Origin of the sequence: Streptomyces sp. CA-210063 (assembly GCF_024612015.1) — a bacterium.
Lineage (GTDB): Bacteria > Actinomycetota > Actinomycetes > Streptomycetales > Streptomycetaceae > Streptomyces.
The window spans coordinates 7297133-7319092 of record NZ_CP102512.1 but is presented as its reverse complement, the minus strand read 5'-3'; the positions used below and the strand labels follow the sequence as shown (position 1 = coordinate 7319092).

Sequence of the window (21960 nt, the reverse complement as noted above, 5' to 3'; positions counted from 1 at the left end):
GGGCCGTTCGAGGGTGGGGCTGAGCTGGGGCTTTGACAGAACTCAAACCGCCGTTCCCAATCGCGTGGAGATCATCACCCGACTGCGTGCATATCGCAATCATGTAGGCCTCCGGCCCTCCGAAGCAGTGTCGCTCCGCCGACCTGATCGGCTGCAGCGTCCTGTGTTTTCTCGTTATTCCACAGCGCGGCCGATGAGTTTGTGGCTCCCGGCCGGTCCAAGCTCGTGACACCCCAGGAAAGGACACCGCCATGTCGGAGCTTCTCGTCGACTTCATCACCTCCCTAGACGGCCACGCATCGGGAGAGGGATGGCCCGGGTTCTGGGGCCTCGAGGGCCCGGAGTACCTCGCATGGCTCGGCGAGCAGCCCGAGGCCACCTACCTGATGGGAGCGAACACCTACCGCCTGATGTCGGGCTTCGCCGCAGGCGAGGTCCCGAATGGCCAAGACGAGTTCAGGCCCGAAGAAGAGGCGTCCGTCGACGAGCTCACGCAAGCGTCCAAGGTGGTGTTCTCCTCCTCACTCGAGGAGCCACTGACGTGGGCCAACTCCACGCTTGTCCGCGACGACGCCGTCGAGGCGGTCCGCGCCATGAAGTCGAGTGGCTCGGGGCTCCTCAGCACGATCGGCAGCCTCAGCCTGTCTCGGTCCCTGCTACGAGCCGGACTCGTCGACCGCTTCCGGGTCGTGATGTTCCCGGTGATCACCGGGGCCACGGGCGAAGAACGTATCTACGACGGCTATCCGGACGTTGCCCTCGAGATGATCGAGCACCGCACCTTCGACGGCCGCATCCAGCTGGTCGAGTACAAGCCCCGCGTGCTCGAGCACCCGCCGCTCGGCGTCCCTGCGTGACGTCGCCCCGTCCGCCGGTCTGAACGGCCGCCAGACCGGCGCCGGCGGCTTCAGTCGCTAGGCCCTCACACGCGCTCTCTTCACTCCCCACATTCCCCACACGCTTCAAGACGCAACGAAGTGGACGGAAGAGCGTCCCTGGCCGATTTCAGGGCTCTGGCCGCGGTTCCGTGTCGCGTTTACGGCTTGGCCCGCTCGGCGCGTTTGCGCAGGCAGTCGCGGTGCTGGTGGCAGGTCTTCTCCACCGCGGCGGACAGGTTCTGCAACAGGTGCCAGCGATCAGCGACTTCCAGGGCATGAGGGGCGGCTTCCTTGACCGCCTTGGTGTATGCGGTGGCCCGGTCACGGCAGATGATCTCAGCTCCGGGATGCTCGGTGAGCCAGGCCGCGAACGTTTCGGAGGTGCGGTCGGGCAGCACGTCCACGACCTGGCCGGCCTCGACGTCGACCAGAATGGTGCCGTAGGTGCAGCCCTTGCGGAAGGCGAACTCGTCCACCCCCAGCACCAGCGGCGCACGGTCCCGCACCGTCGGCGCCGTTAACAGCCTGAGTAGCCGCGTCCGGCCTGCGGCCAGCCGCAGGCGGCGGCACAACCGCGCGGCTGGACGCCCGCCGAGCTCGATCGCGATCGAACGCAGCCAGCCTGTCAGCCCGGTGCTGGAGCGGACGTGCCGCTCGGACAGGCCCGGCACCTACTCGACGAACGTCTTGCGGCAACAGCTTTTCCGGTCACAGAAGTATCGGCGACCCGTAGCCGGACTATGACCCGGCGAGAGCCCAACGGCCTTTCATTCAGGGCGCGTTGGTACGTGCTGTGGATGCGCCTCGCCTGTTTCCGGCAGTCCGGGCACCGGCCCGGGCGAGCGATGGACACCGCCTCCACCACAAGGACGTCGGAGGAGTCGCTGACGCGCTCCACTCGCACATCGATCCCGGGAAACAGCACAGCCTCTACCGTCTTGCTCGCCATGGCAGGCGCCCGCTCCGTCACCAAGTGGTACGGCGCCCCGAAAGAAATCGCCCCGGGCTCCCCACGACTGGAGGGGACCGGCCAGGCGTAGCAGAAGCACGGAGGTCCAAGTAGTTCAGCCAGCGGACCCGCGAGAGCTAGGGTGCTTTCCTGGCCCCACACGGGCATAGGTCAAGAGCGCGTCCATTCTGACCTTCGGCCTCGCACACGCGGGGATAACTCCTACGTCGCCACAACGCTGGACGACCTGCACACGTAGGCCTCGCACACGCGGGGATAGCTCGCCGACACCGGTTCCGTTCATCAGAACGTATAGGTCGGCCCCGCACACGGGGAATAGCTCTGCGGTGACCATCCGCTCGAAGGCCCCCACCAAGTGGGCCATGTGTGCGCGGGGATAGCTCAGTCGGGCTGTCCCGGGTGGCGGCACCTGTTCAGTCGGCCCCGCACACACGGGGATAGCTCCATCCTGTCCGACGAGCGGCGGCTCAAGAGCGCCTCCTTCGGTCTGCGGGCTTTTTCGCCGCTGGCAGCGCCGGGGAGTGTGAGCAGCCCTGCCCACGCTCCCCGGCGCGAACCAACGGGCGCGGTCGCATCGAGTGGTCGGCGAACGTCGCCCCCCCGATCTGCCGGACTCACCAGCATGCCGCCGGGGCACGCCAGGTCGGCCAGGCCCAGTAGGAACCGCCTTGGCCCGAGCGATCCCGCGAGCCACGAGGAGTCCCGTGGCGTGCGGTGGTGCGTATGGTCGAACCCCTTACCGAAAGGACTGCTGGTGCCCCCCTCGGAGACATCGATCACTGAGGTCAGAGGCCGACAGACGTGATCCTGCTCCGGAGATCAAGCTCGTGCGTCTCGCTGCTGGACTTCCTTGAGGACTCCGGCCACCGTCGCGAAGTCATTGTCCACGTGGAGGACGGTGTGCCCATGGTGTACAGCTGTTGCACACACCAACAGGTCGATCGCTCCCGCCGCCCGATGCTGACCCCTCTGGGTCAGTTTGTACTGGGCGGTGTCGACCCACCGCCAGGCGTTCTTCGGAACCGGGGAGAGCAGACAGAGCGCGTCCAGTTCCTCGGCCAGCTCATCTCGGTGAGACGGGCTGGTCGCCGAGTAGAGGAATTCGGCACGTGTCGGCTCGCAGAGGTGGAACACCCCGGCGGCGATGTGTCCCTCCCAGGGGCGCAGCGCACCTGGGGTACGGAACAGATGCCACAGAGCCGAGGTGTCCACCAGATACGTGATCACTCGAAGGCCTCGCGCCGCGCACGCTTCTCGGCTTCATGCGCCGCTGCGGCCTGCTCGAACTCGCCGCGCTCACCTCGCGCGGCCAGCTTCTCCGCGGCCTCAAGCCTCTTGATCCGCGCCACGTAGTCCCGAAGCGCCGCGTTGACGGTCTCCTTCTTCGTCGTGGCACCCATGAGCCGCATGGCCTCGGCCAGCGCCTCGTCGTCGAGATCAATCTGAGTGACGGACACCGGGGACACCTCCAACATATGCAATGTATGCATCCAAGATACATCGCCAACATTACATACGACCACTGATCACAAAAGACCGCTCAAGGGAGGTGCGCAGGATGGCGAGGCGTTTCCATTCGGACCGCTTCCCGACACAGGACGGATCAGCGGGGCCTGCTGCACCCCGACATGAATCACCCCATGGACCCCATGACCGACTTGACCGTAATCGGCGTCCCGAATCTGTCCTGCCGATCATGAAAACACGTGTCGAGACGCTCTACGAGCGTCCCTCAACTCGCTGCCCAGCTCGCATAGTTACTGGTCAGATCGATTCTTCTCGCGTAGCGAGTGGTGGGGCGGGTGGGACTCGAACCCACGGCCGACGGATTATGAGTCCGCTGCTCTAACCGGCTGAGCTACCGCCCCGTACGGCGTGTCGCGCACATTTGTGCGCGCCGTCTGCCGCAGCATAGCCGCTCATACGATCTCCTGCTTCGGATGGTCGGCCTTCGCATGCGCTTGTTGACCTTGAGGACTTCGGCTCGGCGCGCGCGGTTCCCCCGGACATGAAAAAGGACCCCGACGGGGTCCTCTTCCGGTTGCTCTCCCGACTGGACTCGAACCAGTAACCTGCCGGTTAACAGCCGGCTGCTCTGCCAATTGAGCTACGGAAGATCGAAGCTCCCCCGACTGGACTCGAACCAGTAACCTGCCGGTTAACAGCCGGCTGCTCTGCCAATTGAGCTACGGAGGATTGCCTCGTTGCATCGAACGTACCTCCCTGGGTATTCGCCAGGGGGCGTGCGCTCGCTGCGACACATACATTAGCGCAAGCAGGGGGGTGCTCCGCCAATCGGTATCCCCCACGCCCGTCGCCCACGCAGGGCAACGCAAGGGACCGACGCAGACGTAAGGGAAGGGTGACCGCCATGCGGTATCGGCTCACGTTCTTTGCCGGACTGGCCCTGGGTTACGTGCTCGGCACACGCGCCGGACGCGAGCGCTACGAGCAGTTGAAGAAGTCCGCCCAGCAGGTCGCGCAGAACCCCGCCGTGCGCAACACCGCGGAGTCGGCGGCCCAGCAGGGGCGCGTGTTCGCCGGCAAGGCGTACCACGTGGTCAGCGAGAGGGTCGGGGACCACGTGCCCGACTCGGTCGCCGAGAGGGTCCGCTCCCTGCGCGCACGCAACGGGCACGGCTCCGCCGGAGACGACTGGGGTACCAGTAATACATAGCGACCGGATTGGGTCGGCCGGACCGACGCGCGGCGCTCCCACCTCTTCCCGTGCGGCAGAATTTCTGCCATGGGGATAGTCGCCGGGCTGGACAGTTCGCCCGATTTTACGCGCATTGTCGTCTGTGACTCGGACACAGGGGCCGTGCTCAGGCAGGGGTATGCCCCGCACCCGTTGGAGGCGGCGGAGGGCGGGGCGCGTCCGTCGGACGTCGATCCGCAGGCGTGGCTGCTGTCTCTGGGGGAGGCGGCCACAGGCGGGCTGCTGGAGGGTGTGCAGGCCATCGGGGTGTCGTCCCAGCAGAACGGGCTGATCGCGCTGGACGCGCAGGGCAACACCGTGCGCCCGGCGATGGTCGGCGCCGACAGGCGGACCCAGGTCGCGGCGGCCGACCTGGTCGACGCGCTCGGGGGGCGCGGGGCGTGGGCGGAGGCCGTCGGCTGTGTGCCGGGGGCCGCGCAGCCGGTGACCAAGCTGCGCTGGATGAGCCGTACGGAACCGGATGCCGCGATGCGGACCGCCGTACTGCTCCAGGCTCACGACTGGCTGGTCTGGCAGTTGCTGGGGCGGCCGGTGCGGCGGACCACCGACCGGGGCGGGGCGTCCGGCACCGGGTACTGGAACGCGGCGACCGGGCAGTACCGCACCGATCTCGTCGAGATGGCCCTGGGGCATCAGGTCATGCTCCCCGAGGTGCTCGGGCCCTCGGACGCGGCCGGTACGACGCCGGAGGGGCTCCTCATCTCCGCCGGCACCGGTGAGACCATGGCCGCCGCGTTCGGACTGGGCATCGGGCTCGGTGACGCAGTGGTGTCGCTGGGGGCCTCCGGGTCCGTCATGGCCGTACACACCGAGGCGCTCGTCGACTCCTCCGGGATGATCACCTCGCTGGCCGACGCCACGGGGATGCATTTGCCGGTCGTCACCACGCTGAACGCCGTACGGACGCTGCGCGGGGCCTCCGAGATGCTGGGCGTGGCCGATCTGGAGGGGCTGTCCGAGCTGGCGATGAAGTCGACGCCGGGGTCGCACGGGCTGGTGATGCTGCCGTATCTGGAGGGCGAGCGGACGCCGAATCTGCCGCACACGGCCGGGACGCTGGCCGGGCTGCGGCGGGAGTCGATGAAGCCGGAGCACTTCGCGCGGGCAGCGTTCGAGGGGATGCTGTGCGGGCTCGCGGACGCGCTGGACGTGCTGCGCGGCCGGGGCGTCGACGTACGGCGGATCTTCCTGCTGGGTGCGGCGGCGGAGCTGCCCGCCGTGCAGGCGGCGGCGCCGGCGCTGTTCGGCGTGCCGGTGGTCGTGCCGCAGCCCGCGGACTACGCGGCGGTGGGCGCGGCCCGGCAGGCGGCCTGGGCGCTGGGCGTGACCCAGGGGACGCTCGACCCACGGACACCGCCGCTCTGGCCCGGTGCGGCCGCTCAACTGCTGGACCCGGGGGACGAGTTGGCTGTGGGGCAGGCGGTTCGGCAGCAGTACGTCTCGGTGCGTGAGCAGACTCACCCCGGGGCGTTCCGGGCCTGATCATCTGCGCAGACACGGCATCGGACCTTCACCGTTGGGTTAATTCGGTTGAGGTAACGCGGGTGGAGTGTTCGACGATGGGGGGTGGTGCATCCCGAACCCCGTCCTCGACTCCGAGAGATCTCGCGTGCTCATACGATTGCTGAGAAGTCATCTCCGTCCGTACCGGACACCGATCGTCCTGCTGGTGCTGCTGCAGTTCGTGCAGACGTGCGCCACGCTCTACCTGCCCACGCTGAACGCGGACATCATCGACGAGGGCGTGGTGGAGGGGGACACGGGTTACATCCTGTCCTTCGGCGCGTTGATGATCGGTATCTCGCTGGTGCAGGTCGTCTGCAACATCGGGGCCGTGTACTACGGCGCCCGTACCGCTTCGGCGGTCGGCCGGGACATCCGGGCGGCCGTGTTCGACCGGGTGCAGTCGTTCTCGGCGCGTGAGGTCGGTCACTTCGGTGCGCCGTCGCTGATCACGCGGACGACGAACGATGTGCAGCAGGTGCAGATGCTGGTGCTGATGACGTTCACCCTGGTGGTGTCGGCGCCGATCATGTGTGTGGGCGGCATCGTGCTGGCCCTCGGCCTGGATGTGCCGCTGTCGGGGGTGCTGCTCGCCGTCGTACCGGTGCTCGGCGTTTCCGTCAGCCTCATCGTGCGCCGGCTGCGCCCCCTGTTCCGCACGATGCAGGAGCGGCTCGACATCGTGAACCGGGTGCTGCGGGAGCAGATCACCGGCAACCGGGTGATCCGGGCCTTCGTGCGGGACGACTACGAGAAGGACCGGTTCCGGAAGGCGAACGTCGAGCTCACGGACGTATCCCTGGGGACCGGGCGGATGCTCGCGCTGATGTTCCCGATCGTGATGACGGTCATCAACCTGTCGTCGATCGCGGTGGTGTGGTTCGGCGCCCATCGGATCGACAGCGGCGGGATGGAGATCGGCGCGCTCACCGCCTTCCTCGCCTATCTGATGCAGATCGTCATGGCCGTGATGATGGCCACCTTCATGTTCATGATGATGCCGCGTGCGGAGGTGTGCGCCGAGCGCATCCAGGAGGTGCTCGACACCGAGACGAGTGTCGTGCCGCCGGTGGAGCCCGTGCGGGAGCTGCGGCGGCACGGGTTCCTGGAGGTCCGGGGTGCGGGCTTCCGCTATCCGGGTGCCGAGGAGCCGGTGCTCAGGTCGATCCAGGTCGTGGCGCGGCCGGGTGAGACGACCGCCGTCATCGGGTCGACCGGCAGCGGCAAGTCGACGCTCCTCGGGCTGGTCCCCCGACTGTTCGACGCCACCGAGGGCGAGGTGCTGGTGGACGGTGTCGACGTACGGACGCTCGATCCGAAGCTGCTGGCCAGGACGGTGAGTCTGGTGCCGCAGAAGCCGTATCTCTTCTCGGGGACCGTGGCGACGAACCTGCGGTACGGCAATCCGGACGCCACGGACGAGGAGCTGTGGCACGCGCTGGAGGTGGCGCAGGCGAAGGAGTTCGTCGAGCGGCTCGAAGGCGGGCTGAACGCGCCCATCGCGCAGGGCGGGACGAATGTGTCGGGCGGGCAGCGGCAGCGGCTCGCGATCGCGCGGACGCTGGTGCAACGGCCGGAGATCTACCTCTTCGACGACTCCTTCTCCGCGCTCGACTACGCGACCGACGCCGCCCTGCGCGCGGCGCTGGGGCGGGAGACCGCCGACGCGACCGTCGTGATCGTCGCCCAGCGGGTGGCGACCATCAGGGACGCCGACCGGATCATCGTGCTCGACGAGGGCCGGGTCGTCGGTACCGGCCGCCATCACGAGCTGATGGCGGACAACGAGACCTACCGGGAGATCGTCCTCTCCCAGCTCACGGAAGCGGAGGCAGCCTGATGGCCGGGCCGTTGGGACGGATGGCGGGGGCCGGAGGCGGCCCCGATCAGCACACCATGGACTTCAAGGGGTCCGGGAAGCGGCTGCTCGCGCAGTTCAGGCCCGAGCGATTGACGATGTACGCGATGGTCGTGTGCGCGGTGCTCAGCGTCGGGCTGTCGGTGCTGGGACCGTGGATCCTCGGCAAGGCGACCGACCTGGTGTTCGCGGGGGTCGTCGGGCGGGAGATGCCGGCGGGCCGGACGAAGGCCGAGGTGCTGGAAGGGCTGCGGGAGCGTGGGGACGGCGCGGTCGCCGACATGCTGTCCGGCACGAACTTCACGCCCGGCAAGGGCATCGATTTCGACGCCGTAGGCGCCGTGCTGCTGGTTGCCCTCGGCATCTTCCTGGTCGCGGGACTGCTGATGGCGGCGGCCACGCGGCTGTCCAACCGGGCCATCAACCGGACCGTCTACCTCATGCGCGAGGAGCTCCAGGCGAAGCTGTCGCGGCTGCCGCTGTCGTACTTCGACCAGCGGCAGCGGGGTGAGGTGCTGAGCCGGGCGACCAACGACATCGACAACATCGGCCAGACGCTGCAGCAGTCGATGGGGCAGCTCGTCAACTCGCTCCTCACCATCATCGGTGTGCTGGTGATGATGTTCTGGGTGTCGCCGCTGCTGGCGCTGGTCGCGCTGGTGACCGTACCGGTGTCGTTCCTGGTGGCCACGCGGGTGGGCAAGCGGTCGCAGCCGCACTTCGTCGCGCAGTGGCGGACCACCGGGAAGCTCAACGCGCACATCGAGGAGATGTACACCGGGCACACACTGGTGAAGGTGTTCGGGCGGCAGGAGGAGTCGGCGAAGCAGTTCGCCGAGGAGAACGAGCGGTTGTACGAGGCCGGGTTCAAGGCCCAGTTCAACAGCGGGATCATGCAGCCGCTGATGTTCTTCGTGTCGAACATCAACTATGTGCTGGTGGCGGTGGTGGGCGGGCTGCGGGTCGCTTCGGGTGCCCTGTCGATCGGCGATGTGCAGGCCTTCATCCAGTACTCCCGGCAGTTCTCCATGCCGCTGACGCAGGTGGCGTCGATGGCGAACCTCGTGCAGTCGGGCGTGGCTTCGGCCGAGCGGGTCTTCGAAGTGCTGGACGCCGACGAGCAGGACGCCGACGCCGTGCCCGGGGTGCGGCCGGAGGAGCTGCGGGGGCGGGTGGCGCTGGAGGGCGTGTCCTTCCGGTACGACGCCGACAAGCCGCTGATCGAGGATCTGTCGCTGGTCGTCGAGCCCGGGCACACGGTGGCGATCGTGGGGCCGACCGGGGCCGGGAAGACGACCCTGGTGAACCTGCTGATGCGGTTCTACGAGGTCACCGGTGGGCGGATCACGCTCGACGGGGTCGATGTCGCGTCCATGTCCCGGGACGAACTGCGGGACGGGATAGGGATGGTGCTCCAGGACACCTGGCTGTTCGGGGGGACCATCGCGGAGAACATCGCGTACGGGGCGTCGGCCTCGCGGAAGGTCACGCGGGGGGAGATCGAGGAGGCTGCTCGGGCGGCGCACGCGGACCGGTTCATCCGGACGCTGCCCGACGGGTACGACACCGTGATCGACGACGAGGGGACGGGGGTGAGTGCGGGTGAGAAGCAGCTCATCACGATCGCTCGGGCGTTCCTGTCGGATCCGGTGATTCTGGTGCTGGACGAGGCGACGAGTTCGGTCGACACGCGTACGGAGGTGTTGATCCAGAAGGCGATGGCGAAGCTCGCGCATGGGCGGACGTCGTTCGTGATCGCGCATCGGTTGTCGACGATTCGGGATGCGGACACGATTTTGGTGATGGAGGGTGGGGCGATCGTGGAGCAGGGGGCGCACGAGGAGTTGTTGGCCGCGGATGGGGCTTATGCGCGGCTGTACAAGGCGCAGTTCGTGGAGGCTGTGGCTGAGGTGGACTGAGGGCGGCGGGGGCGCGCGGGGGCTTTTCTCGCCCCCGCCGCCCCTACCCGTCCCATCCCCAGGGGCTGCCGCCCCTTCGACCCCGCTCAGGTGTGTCGGTTGTCTGCGGGCGGGTGGGGGCTGGTCGCGCAGTTCCCCGCGCCCCTAAAAGACCAGCCCCTGCTTTCCAGGGGCGCGGGGAACTGCGCGACCAGCCCCCACCCACCCCGCACCCGAAGACGACAGCCCTCAGTCCAGGTAGCCCCTCAGTTGGTCCGCGAAGGCGTGGTCCCGCAGCTTGTTCAGCGTCTTGGACTCGATCTGCCTGATGCGTTCGCGGGTGACGCCGAAGATGCGGCCTATCTCCTCCAGCGTGCGGGGGCGGCCGTCCGCCAAGCCGTAACGCAGCTGGACCACCTTGCGTTCGCGTTCGCCGAGGGTGGAGAGGACCGCTTCCAGGTGTTCGCGGAGCAGCAGGAACGCGGCCGATTCCACGGGGCTCGCCGCGTCGCCGTCCTCGATGAGGTCGCCGAGGGCCACGTCGTCCTCCTCGCCCACCGGGGCGTGGAGCGACACCGGTTCCTGGGCGAGGCGGAGGACCTCGCTGACTCGCTCGGGCAGCAGGTCGAGGTGGGCGGCCACCTCCTCGGGGGTGGGCTCGTAGCCCCGCTCCTGGAGCATGCGGCGCTGGACGCGGACGACCCGGTTGATGAGCTCGACCACGTGGACGGGGACGCGGATGGTGCGGGCCTGGTCGGCGAGGGCGCGGGACATGGCCTGGCGGATCCACCAGGTCGCGTAGGTCGAGAACTTGTAGCCGCGCGCGTAGTCGAACTTCTCGACGGCCCGGATGAGGCCCAGGTTTCCTTCCTGGACCAGGTCCAGCATGGTCAGGCCACGGCCTACGTAACGCTTCGCCACCGACACGACGAGCCGCAGGTTCGCCTCGATCAGGCGGCGCTTGGCCATGCGGCCCATGACGACCAGCTTGTCGAGGTCGAGGGCGAGTTGGGTGTCGAGGTCGGGGGCGCTGCCCAGCTTCTCCTCGGCGAAGAGGCCGGCCTCGACCCGGCGGGCGAGTTCCACTTCCTCCGCCGCCGTGAGCAGCGGGATGCGGCCGATCTCGCGCAGGTACTGGCGGAACAGGTCGGAAGACGGGCCACTGGTGTCCGGGCGGCTGCGCGGGAGTTCGACGGGTTCGGGGGGATCGGCCGTCTCGATGGCCTCCACCACGGCGGCCGGTGGCTCGTCGAGCTCGGGCGACGCCTCCGGCGCCGCCTCGGGGTGGTGCGCGGCGCGGCTCTGGGCGGGCACCGCCGTGATGACGTCGGTCTCCGCGTCCGGCTCCGCGCCGTCGGTACTGACGGCCGTACTGATGTCGTTCTGGTCGGTACTGATGGCCGTACTGATGTCGTTCTGTATGAGGGTCTGGGTCTGCACGGGGGCGACCTCCAGGAATGTCGCTGCCAGGGCGTACGGCAGCGGTACGTCTGGGATGGCGCGGGCGGCCTCGCCGCCGTCCATCCCGTACTCATCGAGCGGAACCGCGGGGATCTCGAACCCATGGGCGGGTCGGCCGCGCTCCGAGGACTCAGGCACCGGAACCCAGTGTGGAGTACGACACACAGCCGCCACGAGGGGCGTGCGGTGACTTTTTGCGTCCGGTCCGTGACCTCACGGTTACTCTGCCGTACGAGTGCGCTGCTGAGAGGGCTGTAACCCGCTTGAAGGCCGTACGGAGAGGGGGTGCTCCGGCGCGGATTGGCATGTGCGCCAGGGACGTTCACGCGGGCGGGCGCCGCCGGGCACCGCCTCAGAGCGCCTCCGCGCCCCGCTCCCGCAACGCCTGGTCGTACTGCTGGAGGACCCACAACTCGTTCTGTACGGCGGCCAGCTGGGCCGGGTCGCCCTGGGCGGCCGCCCTCGCCAGGCTGCCCTGGACGTCACGCACCCGACGTTCGACGGCCCGGCGGCGCACGGTGACCAGCTGGGCCCCGGCATACACCTCGTCGACCGTCTTGCGCATGATCGCCTCGACGGCCAGCTCGGTCACCATGGCCCGCACCGTGTCGTCCGGTGCGGCCTCGCGGACCCGGACCAGATACTCCTGCGGGTCCTCGGCGCCGTACTCGACACCGCCCGCCTCGATGATCGTCTGGCGGACGGCCGCGTACTGCTCGGCGGTGAACTCGTCGACCCCGTAGGCGTCGAAGGCCGGGGCGACCAACTCCGGGCGCTGGAGGGCGAGTTTGAGGAGTTCCCGCTCGGTGGCGAAGACCGGGTTGCGGAGGGTGAGGGCCGGGCCGGACGGGGGCCGGGCGGTGGACTCGTACGGCTGTGACGGGCGCTGGGCGGCCGGGGCGGGGCCCTGGCCGCCGCGGTCGCGGGCCCAGCGGGCCAGCTGGGCGACGCGCTTGACGACGAACTGGGTGTCGAGGATGCCGAGCATGCCGGCGAGCTGCACGGCGACCTCGTGCTGGGCGCCGCTGTTCTTGATGCGGGCCACGACGGGCGCGGCCTCGTCGAGGGCGGCGGCGCGGCCCGCCGGGGTCTCCAGGTCGTAGCGGGCGACGATCTGGCGGAGCGCGAACTCGAAGAGCGGGGTGCGGGGTTCGGTCAGCTCGACGACCGCCTCGTCGCCCTTCGCCAGCCGCAGCTCGCACGGGTCCATGCCGTCCGGCGCGATCGCGATGTACGTCTCGGCGGCGAACTTCTGGTCGTCCTCGAAGGCGCGCAGGGCCGCCTTCTGGCCGGCCGCGTCGCCGTCGAAGGTGAAGATCACGCGTGCGCTGCCGTTGTCCATCAGCAGCCGGCGGAGGATCTTGATGTGGTCGCCGCCGAAGGCCGTACCGCAGGTCGCGATGGCCGTGGTCACCCCGGCGAGGTGGCAGGCCATGACGTCCGTGTACCCCTCGACCACGACGGCCCGGCTGGCCTTGGCGATGTCCTTCTTGGCGAGGTCGATGCCGTACAGGACCTGGGACTTGCGGTAGATCGCCGTGTCCGGGGTGTTCAGGTACTTGGGTCCGTTGTCCGACTCGTAGAGCTTGCGGGCGCCGAAGCCCACCACGTCGCCGGCGATGTCGCGGATGGGCCACATCAGACGGCCCCGGAAGCGGTCGATGGGGCCGCGGCGGCCCTCCTGGGACAGCCCGGACAGGAGCAGTTCCTTGTCGGCGAAGCCCTTGCCGCGCAGAAAGCGGGTGAGGTGGTCCCAGCCCTGGGGGCTGTAGCCGACGCCGAAGTGGACGGCGGCGGCCTGGTCGAAGCCGCGCTCGGCGAGGAAGATCCGGCCCGTGTCGGCCTCCGGGCTGGTGGCGAGCTGCTCCGCGTACCACTCGGCGGCGATCTTGTGCGCCTCTACCAGGCGGATCCGCTCGCCGCGCTGGTGCGACGGGTTGTACCCGCCCTCCTCGTAGCGAAGGGTGATTCCGGCCTGTCCGGCCAGCCGCTCGACCGCCTCCGAGAAGGACAGGTGGTCGACCTTCATCACGAACGTGATGGTGTCGCCGCCCTCCTGGCAGCCGAAGCAGTGGAAGAGGCCCTTGCTAGGGCTGACCTGGAAGGACGGCGACTTCTCGTCGTGGAACGGGCAGAGTCCCTTGAGGTTCCCCCCGCCCGCGTTCCGCAGCTGGAGGTACTCGGACACCACGGCGTCGATCGGGACCGCGTCCCGTACCGCCTTCACGTCCTCGTCGTTGATCCGTCCTGCCACGCGGTGATTCTACGGTGGTCCACCGACAGTCTTGGGGTCACACAGGGGCGCGAGGAACCGCGCGACCAGCCGCGGACGGCCCGCGGTCGCCCCGCATCCCCACCCGGCAGACGCCTAGGCGATCAGGCTCTCCAGCGGTACTTGGGGGTTCGACAGTGCCTCCACGTCCACCGCGGCCCGCGCCCGGATCAGCTTCTGGATCGGCTCAGTGACATCCCACACGTTCACGTTCATCCCGGCCAGCACCCGCCCCTCCTTCACCCAGAACGCGATGAACTCCCGCTTCCCGGCGTCCCCCCGAATCACCACTTGGTCGTACGACCCGGGCGGCGCCCACCCCGAGTACTCCATCCCCATGTCGTACTGATCGGAGAAGAAATAGGGCACGCGGTCGTAGGTGACGTCCTTCCCGAGCATCGCCCGCGCGGCCGCCGGCCCGCCGTTGAGCGCGTTGGCCCAGTGCTCCACCCGTAGCCGGGTGTCGAACAGGGCGTGCGGGAAGGACACGACGTCCCCGGCGGCGTAGATGGAGGGGTCGGACGTACGGAGCCGGGCGTCGACCACGATGCCCCCGCCGTGCGCACGGTCGGCGATCTCCAGCCCCGCGGCCTCGGCGAGACCGATGCGTGGGGCGGCGCCGATGGCCGCGAGGACGTCGTGCGCCGGGTGCTCCTCCCCCGTGTCCGTACGGGCGGCGAGCACCATCCCGTCCTGGCCGACGATCTCCGTGAGCTTCGCCCCGAAGTGGAAGCGGACGCCGCGCTCGCGGTGCAGTTCGGCGAAGAGGTTGCCGAGCTCGGGGCCGAGCACGCCGTGCAGCGGTGTCGGTTCGGGCTCCACTACGGTGACCTCCGCGCCGTACTCGCGGGCTGCGGCCGCCACCTCCAGGCCGATCCAGCCGGCGCCGGCGATGACCAGATGGCCGTTGTCGCGGCCGAGGGCGGCGAGGACGCCCTTGAGGCGCTCGGCGTGGGCGAGGCGGCGCAGATGGTGGACGCCCGCGAGACCGGTGCCCGGGATGTCCAGGCGGCGGGGCTCGGCGCCGGTCGCGAGCAGGAGCGTGTCGTAGTGGACGAGGGTGCCGTCGTCGCCGAAGCGGACGGTCTTGGCCGTGCGGTCGATCGCGTCGACGGTCTGGCCGAGGTGCAGTTCGATGTCGTTGCGCGCGTACCAGGACGGCTCGTGGACGAAGACGCTGTCGCGCTCCTCCTTGCCGAGCAGATAGCCCTTGGAGAGCGGCGGGCGCTCGTACGGGTGGTCTCGTTCGTCGCAGATCAGTATCACGCGGCCGGTGAAGCTCTCCGCTCGGAGCGTCTCGGCCGCCTTCGCGCCGGCGAGACCACCTCCGACGATGACGAATGTCTGATCCGCGTCGACCACTTGATGCCTCCTCTTAAGGGTGCGTCCACATGCGAGCGTCCCGCACACAGCGTGATGCGGGAAGAGGTAGTGACCCGATCAGGCCACGGAGGGTCACGTATCGGTCATATCCCTGTCACATCCGCCCCGTCAGTCTCGCGTGCAACGAGCGGGCCGAGGTGTCGGTGAGGGAGGCGATCTGGTCGACGATCACCCGCTTGCGGGCGCGGTCGTCCGGAGCCGCGTCGAACAGTGCGCAGAACTGGGGATCGAGGCCCTCCGGCGCGCGGGCGGTGAACGCCTCGGCCAGTTCGGCGACGATGATCCGCTGGTCGGCGCGGAGCAGCTCCTGCTCGGCCCGCTGCATGACATACCGGTCGGCGACGGCCTTGAGGACCGCGCACTCCAGGCGCGCCCCGCGCGGGACGACCAGTTCGGCGGCGTACCGGGTGAGGGGGCCGCTGCCGTACGCCTCCCGGGTGGCGGCCTCGGCGGCCAGGCAGAAGCGGCCGATGAGCTGGCTGGTGGCGTCCTTCAACCGGGCCTGGGCGACGGCCGTTCCGTCGTAGCCGTGCGGCCACCACTCCTGGTCGAGGAGGCGGTCGAGGGCCTCGGCGAGTTCGGCCGGGTCGGTGTCGGCGGGCACGTAGCGGCCACGTGCCACCTCGAACACCGACTGCCGTTCGGGCTCCGCGTGCAGGCAGCCCGGGTCGATGTGGCCCGCGTGCAGGCCGTCCTCGACGTCGTGCACGGAGTACGCCACGTCGTCGGCCCAGTCCATGACCTGGGCCTCGAAGGTCGTGCTCGTGCCGGGGGCGTCCTTGCGGACCCAGTCGAAGACGGGGCGGTCGTCGTCGTACACGCCGAACTTGGGCGACTTCGGGTCGGTGGGGTGGGCGCCGCGGGGCCAGGGGTACTTGGTGGCGGCGTCCAGGGCGGCGCGGGTGAGGTTGAGGCCGACGCTCATGAGGTCGCCGGTGGTGTCCGACCGGACGAAGCGCTTGGGTTCGATCCTTGTCAGCAGGCGCAGGGACTGGGCGTTGCCCTCGAAGCCGCCGCAGTCCTCGGCGAATTCGTTGAGGGCCTGTTCGCCGTTGTGGCCGAAAGGGGGGTGGCCGAGGTCGTGCGAGAGGCAGGCGGCCTCGACGAGGTCGGGGTCGCAGCCGAGGGCCGCGCCCAGTTCTCGGCCGACCTGGGCGCACTCCAGGGAGTGGGTCAGGCGGGTGCGGGGGCTGGCGTCCCAGGCGGGGACGTTGCGCTCGCCTGGTGGGACGACCTGGGTCTTGCCCGCGAGCCTTCTGAGCGCGGAGGAGTGCAGGATGCGGGCGCGGTCGCGTTGGAAGGCGGTGCGGCCTGGGCGTTTGTCGGGCTCGGGGGCCCATCGTTCTGCCGAGGGGGTGTCGTAGTGGGGGGGTGCGGTGCCTTCCATGATTCGACAGTAAGGGGAGGGGGTGACAAATGGGTGCCTACTCGTCTGCCGGGTTCTGTCGGGCGGCGAGTGCGGGTTGTTTGGGGCTGGTCGCGCCCACGCGGCGGAGCCGCATATCGATAACGCCCCGCGCCCCTGACGGGGCGCTCCTGTCGGCCGGGAGTTCTACAGCCTCCCCTATGCCGACGCGAGAGCCGGCAGCGTCTTGGCTTCGGTCGCCAGGGCCTGGTCGTAGCGGTGCAGGACCAGGCTTGCCATCGCCGGGTGCGTGCCCAGGGGGGCCGAGGCTATCCATGGGGCCGCTGCCGCGCACTCCGTGGCGAAGCGGCCGGGGGCGGTGAAGTAGGAGGCGACGGCTATGCGGGTGCGGCCTCGGGTGGTGAGGGCGCGGATGGTGTCGGGGACGTTGGGCGCGGCGGTGGTGGCGTAGGCCGGGACCACGGGGACGCCGAGGCGTTCGGCGAGGAGCTGGGCGGTGCGGCCCGTGTCGACCTTCGACTCGGGGTCGCGGGAGCCCGCGGCGGCGAGCACCACGGCGCTGGTGCGGCGGGTGGCGTCGTCCATCCGGGTGCGCCAGCCGGCCTCGACGAGGCGGGTGTACAGGGTCTCCACGAGGAGGGGGTGCGGGCCGAGAGGGGCGGCCAGCCGGGTGCGGGTCTTCGCCGCCGCGGCCATCGCGGGGATGTCCTGCTTGATGTGGTAGCCGCGGCTGAGGAGGAGGGGGACGAGGACCGCTTCCCGGTCGCCGAGGGCGGCGAGGGTGTCGGGGAGCAGGGGCTCGTTCAGCTCGATGTGGCCGAGGTGCACGGCGAGGCCGGGGCGCTGCTCGCGGACGCGGTCCATGAGGGTGCGCACCGTCGTCAGGGCGCGCGGGTCGCGGCTGCCGTGCGCGACCAGGACGAGCGCGGGCGGGGCGGGGCGCCGGGTCCCGTCGCGGGAGACGAGGCTGAGCTGGCTGGCCAGCTGGTGGGTGATCCGGTTCATGATGTGCGCCGTACTGTCGAGGTCTGCGTTCGACTTGCTCGTCGTCGCCGTCATGAACAAAGGGTGTCCGGGAGAGGTTGCCTCCCCGTTGCACCGTGGTGACGGGTCTTTTCCGGGGGTTCACGCCACGCCGTCGGGTCGTGTGAGCCGCTGTGACCTGGCGTTTCGACCCTGTCGAGTGAAACTTGTCACGCTTGCGGGTGAACCGGATCACCGCGGACGGCGTCTTCGTTGGTCGGAGAGGACGGGCGCTGTCGGGTCCGTCGGAAACAGCCAGGACACATACGGGAGTCCGACGAACGGGGGTCGCGGTGGGGCGTGTCGGACGTGTTTTGCGAGCCGTTCGGCTGCCGCGTACGCGCGCTGGGCGGCGGCGGGCCGTGCAGGCGGTGATGCTGCTGTGCGTGCTGGCGCTGCTGCCCGCGACCTGGATGTTCACGGCCGCCGACGACCGGCTGCGGACCACGGCCGACGTACCGCGCACCGAGGTCGCGGTGGTCTTCGGCGCGGGGCTGTGGCAGGGCGAGCCGTCGCCGTATCTCGCGCGCCGGCTGGACGCGGCGGCCGAGCTGTACCGCACGGGCCGGATCAAGGTCGTCCTGGTCACCGGGGACAACAGCCGCGAGGAGTACGACGAGCCGGACGCGATGCGCGCCTACCTCACCGAGAACGGGGTGCCCGACGACCGCATAGTCAGCGACTACGCCGGGTTCGACACCTGGGACTCCTGCGTCCGCGCCAAGAAGATCTTCGGCGTCGACCGCGCGGTGCTCATCAGCCAGGGCTTCCACATCCGCCGGGCGGTGGCGCTGTGTCAGGAGGCGGGCGTCGAGTCGTACGGCGTCGGGGTGCGGGACCGGCACGACGGGACCTGGTACTACGGCGCCACCCGGGAGCTGTTCGCCGCGGGCAAGGCCTCGCTGGACGCCCTGTTCGAGCCGGACCCCCGGTTCCTCGGGCCGGAGGAACCGGGGGTCGAGCGGGCGCTCGCGTCGGCGAGTTAGTGCTTCACGGTGCCCCAGGTGCCCTGGTCCACGGCGCAGCCCCACCGCTTGCCGTTCGTGGTCTTGCCGTACACCTCGAACTTCACCTCGTACTGGTCGGTCCGCAGCATGTGGGTGCTGACCTTGAAGGCGGCGCTCTTGCCCGGCTTCAGGGTCTTGGCGGCGATTTTGACGATCTGGTTCGTCTTCTGGGTGATCCGGCCGATCGGCCGGGTCGTCACGGTCGCCTTGCCGAAGCGGAGGCTCTTGGTGTTGGTCACCTTGAGGCTGACGTCCTTGAAGGTGACGTTCTTGCTGGAGTTCTTGAGACCGAAGCGGAGACCGCCGTTGGTCACCCAGTTGTTGTTGTCCACATAGAACTTCGTCAGATAGGTGATCTTGATCGGGCAGTTCGCGGCGGCCTGAGCGGCCTGCGTCTCGGGGCCGGCGGCGGACGCGGCCGACGCGGCTCCGGCGAGGCCCAGCTGGGCGGCGGTGAGCGCGGCGGTGGCGCCCAGGACGGCGACGGTGGTGCGCATGCGGTTCACGGTGGTGCTACCTCTTCCCCCTACGGCCCTCACGGGCCACGTGACATGACGTACGCCACACGGGGTTCATGACCTGACCCCCGTGTCCGTGGCGCCCGTAGTTCTTAACACGCAAGCCCCGAACAAGTGGACGGTAAGCGCGTGAACGACCGCATACGGTGACAGAATCGGGACATCGGCGCACCGTCCGTTCACCAGGGCGCGGGGGCGCTCGCGCCGGAGTTCGTCATCTGGTCCCGACGGGTCCTCACGCCGGGCCCGGGCGCGCCGGGAGGTCCCCGTGCCGGTGGCGTAACGGGGAGCGTCCCGGCGCGTAACACGCCCGACGCACGCTGAGCGGTATGCCGAACTCCGCGACGCCCACCCACTGCCCGTACTGCGCCCTGCAGTGCGGGATGAACCTGACGCCCGGTGCGGACGGGTCCGACGGTGCCGTAGTGGTGACGGAGCGCGCGGACTTCCCGGTGAACCGGGGAGCGCTGTGCGGCAAGGGCCGTACGGCGCCGGCGGTGCTCTCGTCCCGGGTCAGGCTGACCGGTCCCTTGGTCAGAAGGGCGGGCGTCCTGGAACCCGCCTCCTGGGACGAGGCACTGGACCGGATCGCCGAGGGCCTCACCCGCACGCGTACGGAACATGGCCCGGACGCGTGCGGAGTGTTCGGCGGCGGCGGGCTCACCAATGAGAAGGCCTATCTGCTCGGCAAGTTCGCGCGGGTGGTGCTCGGCACCTCGCAGATCGACTACAACGGCCGCTTCTGCATGTCCTCGGCGGCGGCCGCCGGGATGAAGGCGTTCGGGCTCGACCGGGGGCTGCCGTTCCCGCTGGAGGACATCCCGAAGACGGGGTGTGTCGTCCTCGTCGGCTCCAACCTCGCGGAGACCATGCCGCCGGCGCTCCGCTATCTCACCGAACTCAAGGAGAACGGCGGCACGTTGATCGTCATCGATCCGCGCCGCACCCGTACGGCCGAACAGGCCGACCTGCATCTCTCGCCGCGCCCCGGCACCGATCTCGCCCTGGCCCTCGGCCTGTTGCACCTGATCGTGGCCGAGGGGCGGACGGACGAGGAGTACATCCGCGAGCGGACCAGCGGCTGGGAGGAGACCCGGGCGGCGGCCATGGCGCACTGGCCGGAGTACGTGGAACGGATCACGGGGGTGTCCGTTCCCGAACTCCGCGAGGCCGTACGGCTGTTCTGCGAGCCGGAGCACGCGATGGTGCTCACCGCGCGCGGGCCCGAGCAGCAGTCCAAGGGCACGGACACGGTCGGCGCGTGGATCAACCTCACGCTGGCGACGGGCCGGGCCGGGCGGCCACTGTCCGGGTACGGCTGCCTCACCGGGCAGGGCAACGGGCAGGGCGGGCGCGAACACGGCCAGAAGGCCGACCAGTTGCCCGGCTACCGCAAGCTCGTCGACCCCGAGGCCCGGCGGCACGTCGCCGAGGTCTGGGGCGTGGACCCGGACAGCCTGCCCGGGCCGGGCCGCAGCGCGTACGAGCTGCTGGACGCACTCGGCACCGACATCAAGTCCCTGTTGCTGATGGGCTCCAACCCGGTGGTGTCGGCGCCGCGTGCCGCGCACATCGAGGAGCGCGTCAAGTCGCTGGACTTCCTCGCCGTGTGCGATGTCGTGCTGTCGGAGACGGCGGAACTCGCGGACGTCGTGCTGCCGGTGACCCAGTGGGCGGAGGAGACCGGCACGATGACCAATCTGGAGGGCCGGGTGCTGCTGCGGCGGCGTGCGATCACCCCTCCCGAGGGCGTCCGCAGCGACCTGGAGATCATGCACGAGCTGGCCGACCGGCTGGGCGTCGAGAAGGGCTTCGCGACCGACCCCGAGGAGGTCTTCGAGGAGCTGCGCCGGGCCAGCGCGGGCGGGCCCGCCGACTACTCGGGGATCACCTACCGGCGGCTGGCGGAGGAGAACGGGGTGTTCTGGCCCTGTCCCACCCCGGCGGCCGAGGTGCACCCCGGCACCCCGCGCCTCTTCCTCGACCGGTTCGCCACCGAGGACGGCCGGGCCCGGTTCGTGCCCGTCTCGCACCGGGCGATCGCCGAGGAGCCGGACGCGGAGTACCCGGTGCTGCTGACCACCGGGCGGGTGGTCGCCCAGTACCAGTCGGGCGCGCAGACGCGGCGGGTCGACGAGCTGAACGCCGCCGCGCCCGGCCCGTTCGTGGAACTGCACCCCCGGCTGGCCGAGCGGCTCGGTGCGGCGGAGGGCGACCCGGTGGCCGTGGTGTCCCGGCGGGGCCGGGCCGTGGCCCCGGCCCGGATCACGACCGCCATCCGCCCCGACACCGTCTTCATGCCGTTCCACTGGCCGGGCGAGGGCCGCGCCAACACCCTGACGAACCCCGCCCTCGACCCCACCTCGCGCATGCCGGAGTTCAAGGCGTGCGCGGTGCGTCTGGAGGCGGTGGGGAAGTGAGGGCGGGACCGGGAAGGCGGACCTGTCCGAGCCCGAGCCCGGGGGCGGGCTCGGAACCGGACCGGGGGATCTGGTCGGAACAAGGGACCCGGTCGACCCAGGCGCTCCGGTCGGCCCAGGCGGTCCGTCGGCTCAGGCCACGGTCAGCACGGTCGCCGCGTCCTCGCCGAACTTCGCGATCTCCTCGTCCGTGAACTCGCGGTGCTCCGCGAAGCCCAGGCCGACCACGGCGACGAGCTTCTCGGGGTCGTCCGGCGCGAAGACGGGCAGCGTGACCGAGCCCTTGGCGTGCGAGGCGCGGGCCGGCGGACGGGCGACGCCCGAGGTGTCGGTCTGCAGGTCGCTGATGCCGATCGGCGCCCGGCGCTCGGCGGTGACCCCGGCCATGCCCTTGCCTATGACGACGACGGCGGCGCCGTTCACCACGCCCGGCGGCAGGTTGTACGCGGCCACGAGGACGATCTCGCCGTCCTCGGCGGGCTCGGAGAGATGGACGGATCCGACGAAGCCGCCATGGCGCACCACGTACTCGGCGAGCCACTCGGCGACTTCGGGACGGGCGTTCTCCAGGACGGTCTCGCTCAGAGCTACGGCATTCATGGGGGCTCCTCGTGCTCATGGGGCTGATGGTGCCGGGTGGCGCCGATGGTGCTGTCAGAGCTGGTGTGATCAACATCAGTACCC

Annotated in this window: 17 protein-coding genes and 3 tRNA genes; 7 read left to right on the top strand and 13 right to left on the bottom strand. The window is 69.8% G+C overall.

Annotated elements, in window-relative coordinates; all coding sequences use genetic code 11:
• Positions 1-251 precede the first annotated feature (251 nt).
• Positions 252-857 (top strand): dihydrofolate reductase family protein, encoded by a 606-nt coding sequence (locus tag JIX56_RS31990; RefSeq protein ID WP_257545668.1) that lies wholly within the window; start codon positions 252-254, stop codon positions 855-857.
• A 179-nt stretch (positions 858-1036) separates the two neighbouring features.
• Here the strand turns inward: JIX56_RS31990 and JIX56_RS31985 are convergent, their stop codons facing one another.
• The 6 genes from JIX56_RS31985 to JIX56_RS31960 form a co-directional block, all read right to left on the bottom strand.
• A complete protein-coding gene (locus tag JIX56_RS31985; protein ID WP_257545666.1) occupies positions 1037-1549 on the bottom strand; it encodes a transposase in 513 nt (170 codons plus the stop codon).
• Positions 1550-2667: 1118 nt separating this feature from the next.
• The gene (locus tag JIX56_RS31980) at positions 2668-3075 is read right to left on the bottom strand and encodes a PIN domain nuclease (RefSeq protein WP_220651769.1); all 408 of its coding nucleotides are present in this window, start codon (positions 3073-3075) and stop codon (positions 2668-2670) included.
• On the bottom strand, positions 3072-3305 hold the full coding sequence (locus tag JIX56_RS31975; protein WP_031111806.1) for a type II toxin-antitoxin system VapB family antitoxin: 234 nt from the start codon (positions 3303-3305) through the stop codon (positions 3072-3074). The genes JIX56_RS31980 and JIX56_RS31975 overlap by 4 nt, the downstream gene beginning before the upstream one ends.
• Before the next feature lie 334 nt (positions 3306-3639).
• Positions 3640-3716, bottom strand: a tRNA-Ile gene (locus tag JIX56_RS31970).
• A 176-nt stretch (positions 3717-3892) separates the two neighbouring features.
• Positions 3893-3965 (bottom strand) — tRNA-Asn (locus tag JIX56_RS31965).
• Between the two features lie 6 nt (positions 3966-3971).
• A tRNA-Asn gene (locus JIX56_RS31960) sits at positions 3972-4044 on the bottom strand.
• Between the two features lie 175 nt (positions 4045-4219).
• On the opposite strand from JIX56_RS31960, the gene JIX56_RS31955 reads away from it, so the two are divergent.
• The 4 genes from JIX56_RS31955 (at position 4220) to JIX56_RS31940 (ending at position 9847) form a co-directional block, all read left to right on the top strand.
• Positions 4220-4525 carry a YtxH domain-containing protein gene (locus tag JIX56_RS31955; protein WP_257545664.1) on the top strand — a complete coding sequence of 102 codons (306 nt, stop codon included), beginning with the start codon at positions 4220-4222 and terminating at the stop codon, positions 4523-4525.
• Between the two features lie 69 nt (positions 4526-4594).
• Positions 4595-6049: an FGGY family carbohydrate kinase gene (locus tag JIX56_RS31950; RefSeq protein ID WP_257545662.1), complete on the top strand. Its 1455-nt coding sequence runs from the start codon at positions 4595-4597 to the stop codon at positions 6047-6049.
• Between the two features lie 127 nt (positions 6050-6176).
• Positions 6177-7910, top strand: a complete 1734-nt coding sequence (locus JIX56_RS31945) for an ABC transporter ATP-binding protein (RefSeq protein WP_257545660.1) — start codon at positions 6177-6179, stop codon at positions 7908-7910.
• On the top strand, positions 7910-9847 hold the full coding sequence (locus JIX56_RS31940) for an ABC transporter ATP-binding protein (RefSeq protein ID WP_257545659.1): 1938 nt from the start codon (positions 7910-7912) through the stop codon (positions 9845-9847). The genes JIX56_RS31945 and JIX56_RS31940 overlap by 1 nt, the downstream gene beginning before the upstream one ends.
• Positions 9848-10075: 228 nt before the next feature.
• Here the strand turns inward: JIX56_RS31940 and JIX56_RS31935 are convergent, their stop codons facing one another.
• The 5 genes from JIX56_RS31935 to JIX56_RS31915 all read right to left on the bottom strand — a co-directional run bounded on the left by JIX56_RS31935 (position 10076) and on the right by JIX56_RS31915 (position 17367).
• Entirely contained in the window at positions 10076-11425 is a 1350-nt protein-coding gene (locus tag JIX56_RS31935) for an RNA polymerase sigma factor (RefSeq protein WP_257545657.1), read from the bottom strand.
• 214 nt (positions 11426-11639) lie between these two features.
• Positions 11640-13541 (bottom strand): DNA primase, encoded by a 1902-nt coding sequence (dnaG, locus tag JIX56_RS31930; RefSeq protein WP_257545655.1) that lies wholly within the window; start codon positions 13539-13541, stop codon positions 11640-11642.
• Positions 13542-13655: 114 nt separating this feature from the next.
• On the bottom strand, positions 13656-14921 hold the full coding sequence (locus tag JIX56_RS31925) for an NAD(P)/FAD-dependent oxidoreductase (RefSeq protein ID WP_257545653.1): 1266 nt from the start codon (positions 14919-14921) through the stop codon (positions 13656-13658).
• 115 nt (positions 14922-15036) lie between these two features.
• On the bottom strand, positions 15037-16329 hold the full coding sequence (locus JIX56_RS31920) for a deoxyguanosinetriphosphate triphosphohydrolase (RefSeq protein WP_257545651.1): 1293 nt from the start codon (positions 16327-16329) through the stop codon (positions 15037-15039).
• 177 nt (positions 16330-16506) lie between these two features.
• Positions 16507-17367 (bottom strand): sirohydrochlorin chelatase, encoded by an 861-nt coding sequence (locus tag JIX56_RS31915; protein ID WP_257545649.1) that lies wholly within the window; start codon positions 17365-17367, stop codon positions 16507-16509.
• Between the two features lie 338 nt (positions 17368-17705).
• Between JIX56_RS31915 and JIX56_RS31910 the strand changes: the two genes are divergently transcribed.
• The gene (locus JIX56_RS31910) at positions 17706-18317 is read left to right on the top strand and encodes a SanA/YdcF family protein (RefSeq protein WP_257551249.1); all 612 of its coding nucleotides are present in this window, start codon (positions 17706-17708) and stop codon (positions 18315-18317) included.
• On the opposite strand, the gene JIX56_RS31905 is transcribed toward JIX56_RS31910, so the two are convergent.
• Positions 18314-18835 carry a hypothetical protein gene (locus JIX56_RS31905; RefSeq protein ID WP_257545647.1) on the bottom strand — a complete coding sequence of 174 codons (522 nt, stop codon included), beginning with the start codon at positions 18833-18835 and terminating at the stop codon, positions 18314-18316. The two genes, JIX56_RS31910 and JIX56_RS31905, sit on opposite strands and share 4 nt — an antisense overlap.
• A 350-nt stretch (positions 18836-19185) precedes the next feature.
• Between JIX56_RS31905 and JIX56_RS31900 the strand changes: the two genes are divergently transcribed.
• Positions 19186-21276, top strand: coding sequence for a molybdopterin oxidoreductase family protein (locus tag JIX56_RS31900; protein ID WP_257545645.1), 2091 nt, complete (start codon positions 19186-19188; stop codon positions 21274-21276).
• 132 nt (positions 21277-21408) lie between these two features.
• Here the strand turns inward: JIX56_RS31900 and JIX56_RS31895 are convergent, their stop codons facing one another.
• Positions 21409-21876 (bottom strand): GAF domain-containing protein, encoded by a 468-nt coding sequence (locus JIX56_RS31895; RefSeq protein ID WP_257545643.1) that lies wholly within the window; start codon positions 21874-21876, stop codon positions 21409-21411.
• Positions 21877-21960 lie beyond the last annotated feature (84 nt).

Coding starts and splice junctions, on each gene's coding strand:
- JIX56_RS31955 (WP_257545664.1), top strand. CDS start 4,220: ATGCGGTATCGGCTCACGTTCTTTGCCGGACTGGCCCTGGGTTACGTG.
- JIX56_RS31950 (WP_257545662.1), top strand. CDS start 4,595: ATGGGGATAGTCGCCGGGCTGGACAGTTCGCCCGATTTTACGCGCATT.
- JIX56_RS31940 (WP_257545659.1), top strand. CDS start 7,910: ATGGCCGGGCCGTTGGGACGGATGGCGGGGGCCGGAGGCGGCCCCGAT.
- JIX56_RS31915 (WP_257545649.1), bottom strand. CDS start 17,367: ATGACGGCGACGACGAGCAAGTCGAACGCAGACCTCGACAGTACGGCG.
- JIX56_RS31990 (WP_257545668.1), top strand. CDS start 252: ATGTCGGAGCTTCTCGTCGACTTCATCACCTCCCTAGACGGCCACGCA.
- JIX56_RS31910 (WP_257551249.1), top strand. CDS start 17,706: ATGCTGCTGTGCGTGCTGGCGCTGCTGCCCGCGACCTGGATGTTCACG.
- JIX56_RS31905 (WP_257545647.1), bottom strand. CDS start 18,835: ATGCGCACCACCGTCGCCGTCCTGGGCGCCACCGCCGCGCTCACCGCC.
- JIX56_RS31900 (WP_257545645.1), top strand. CDS start 19,186: ATGCCGAACTCCGCGACGCCCACCCACTGCCCGTACTGCGCCCTGCAG.
- JIX56_RS31895 (WP_257545643.1), bottom strand. CDS start 21,876: ATGAATGCCGTAGCTCTGAGCGAGACCGTCCTGGAGAACGCCCGTCCC.
- JIX56_RS31920 (WP_257545651.1), bottom strand. CDS start 16,329: ATGGAAGGCACCGCACCCCCCCACTACGACACCCCCTCGGCAGAACGA.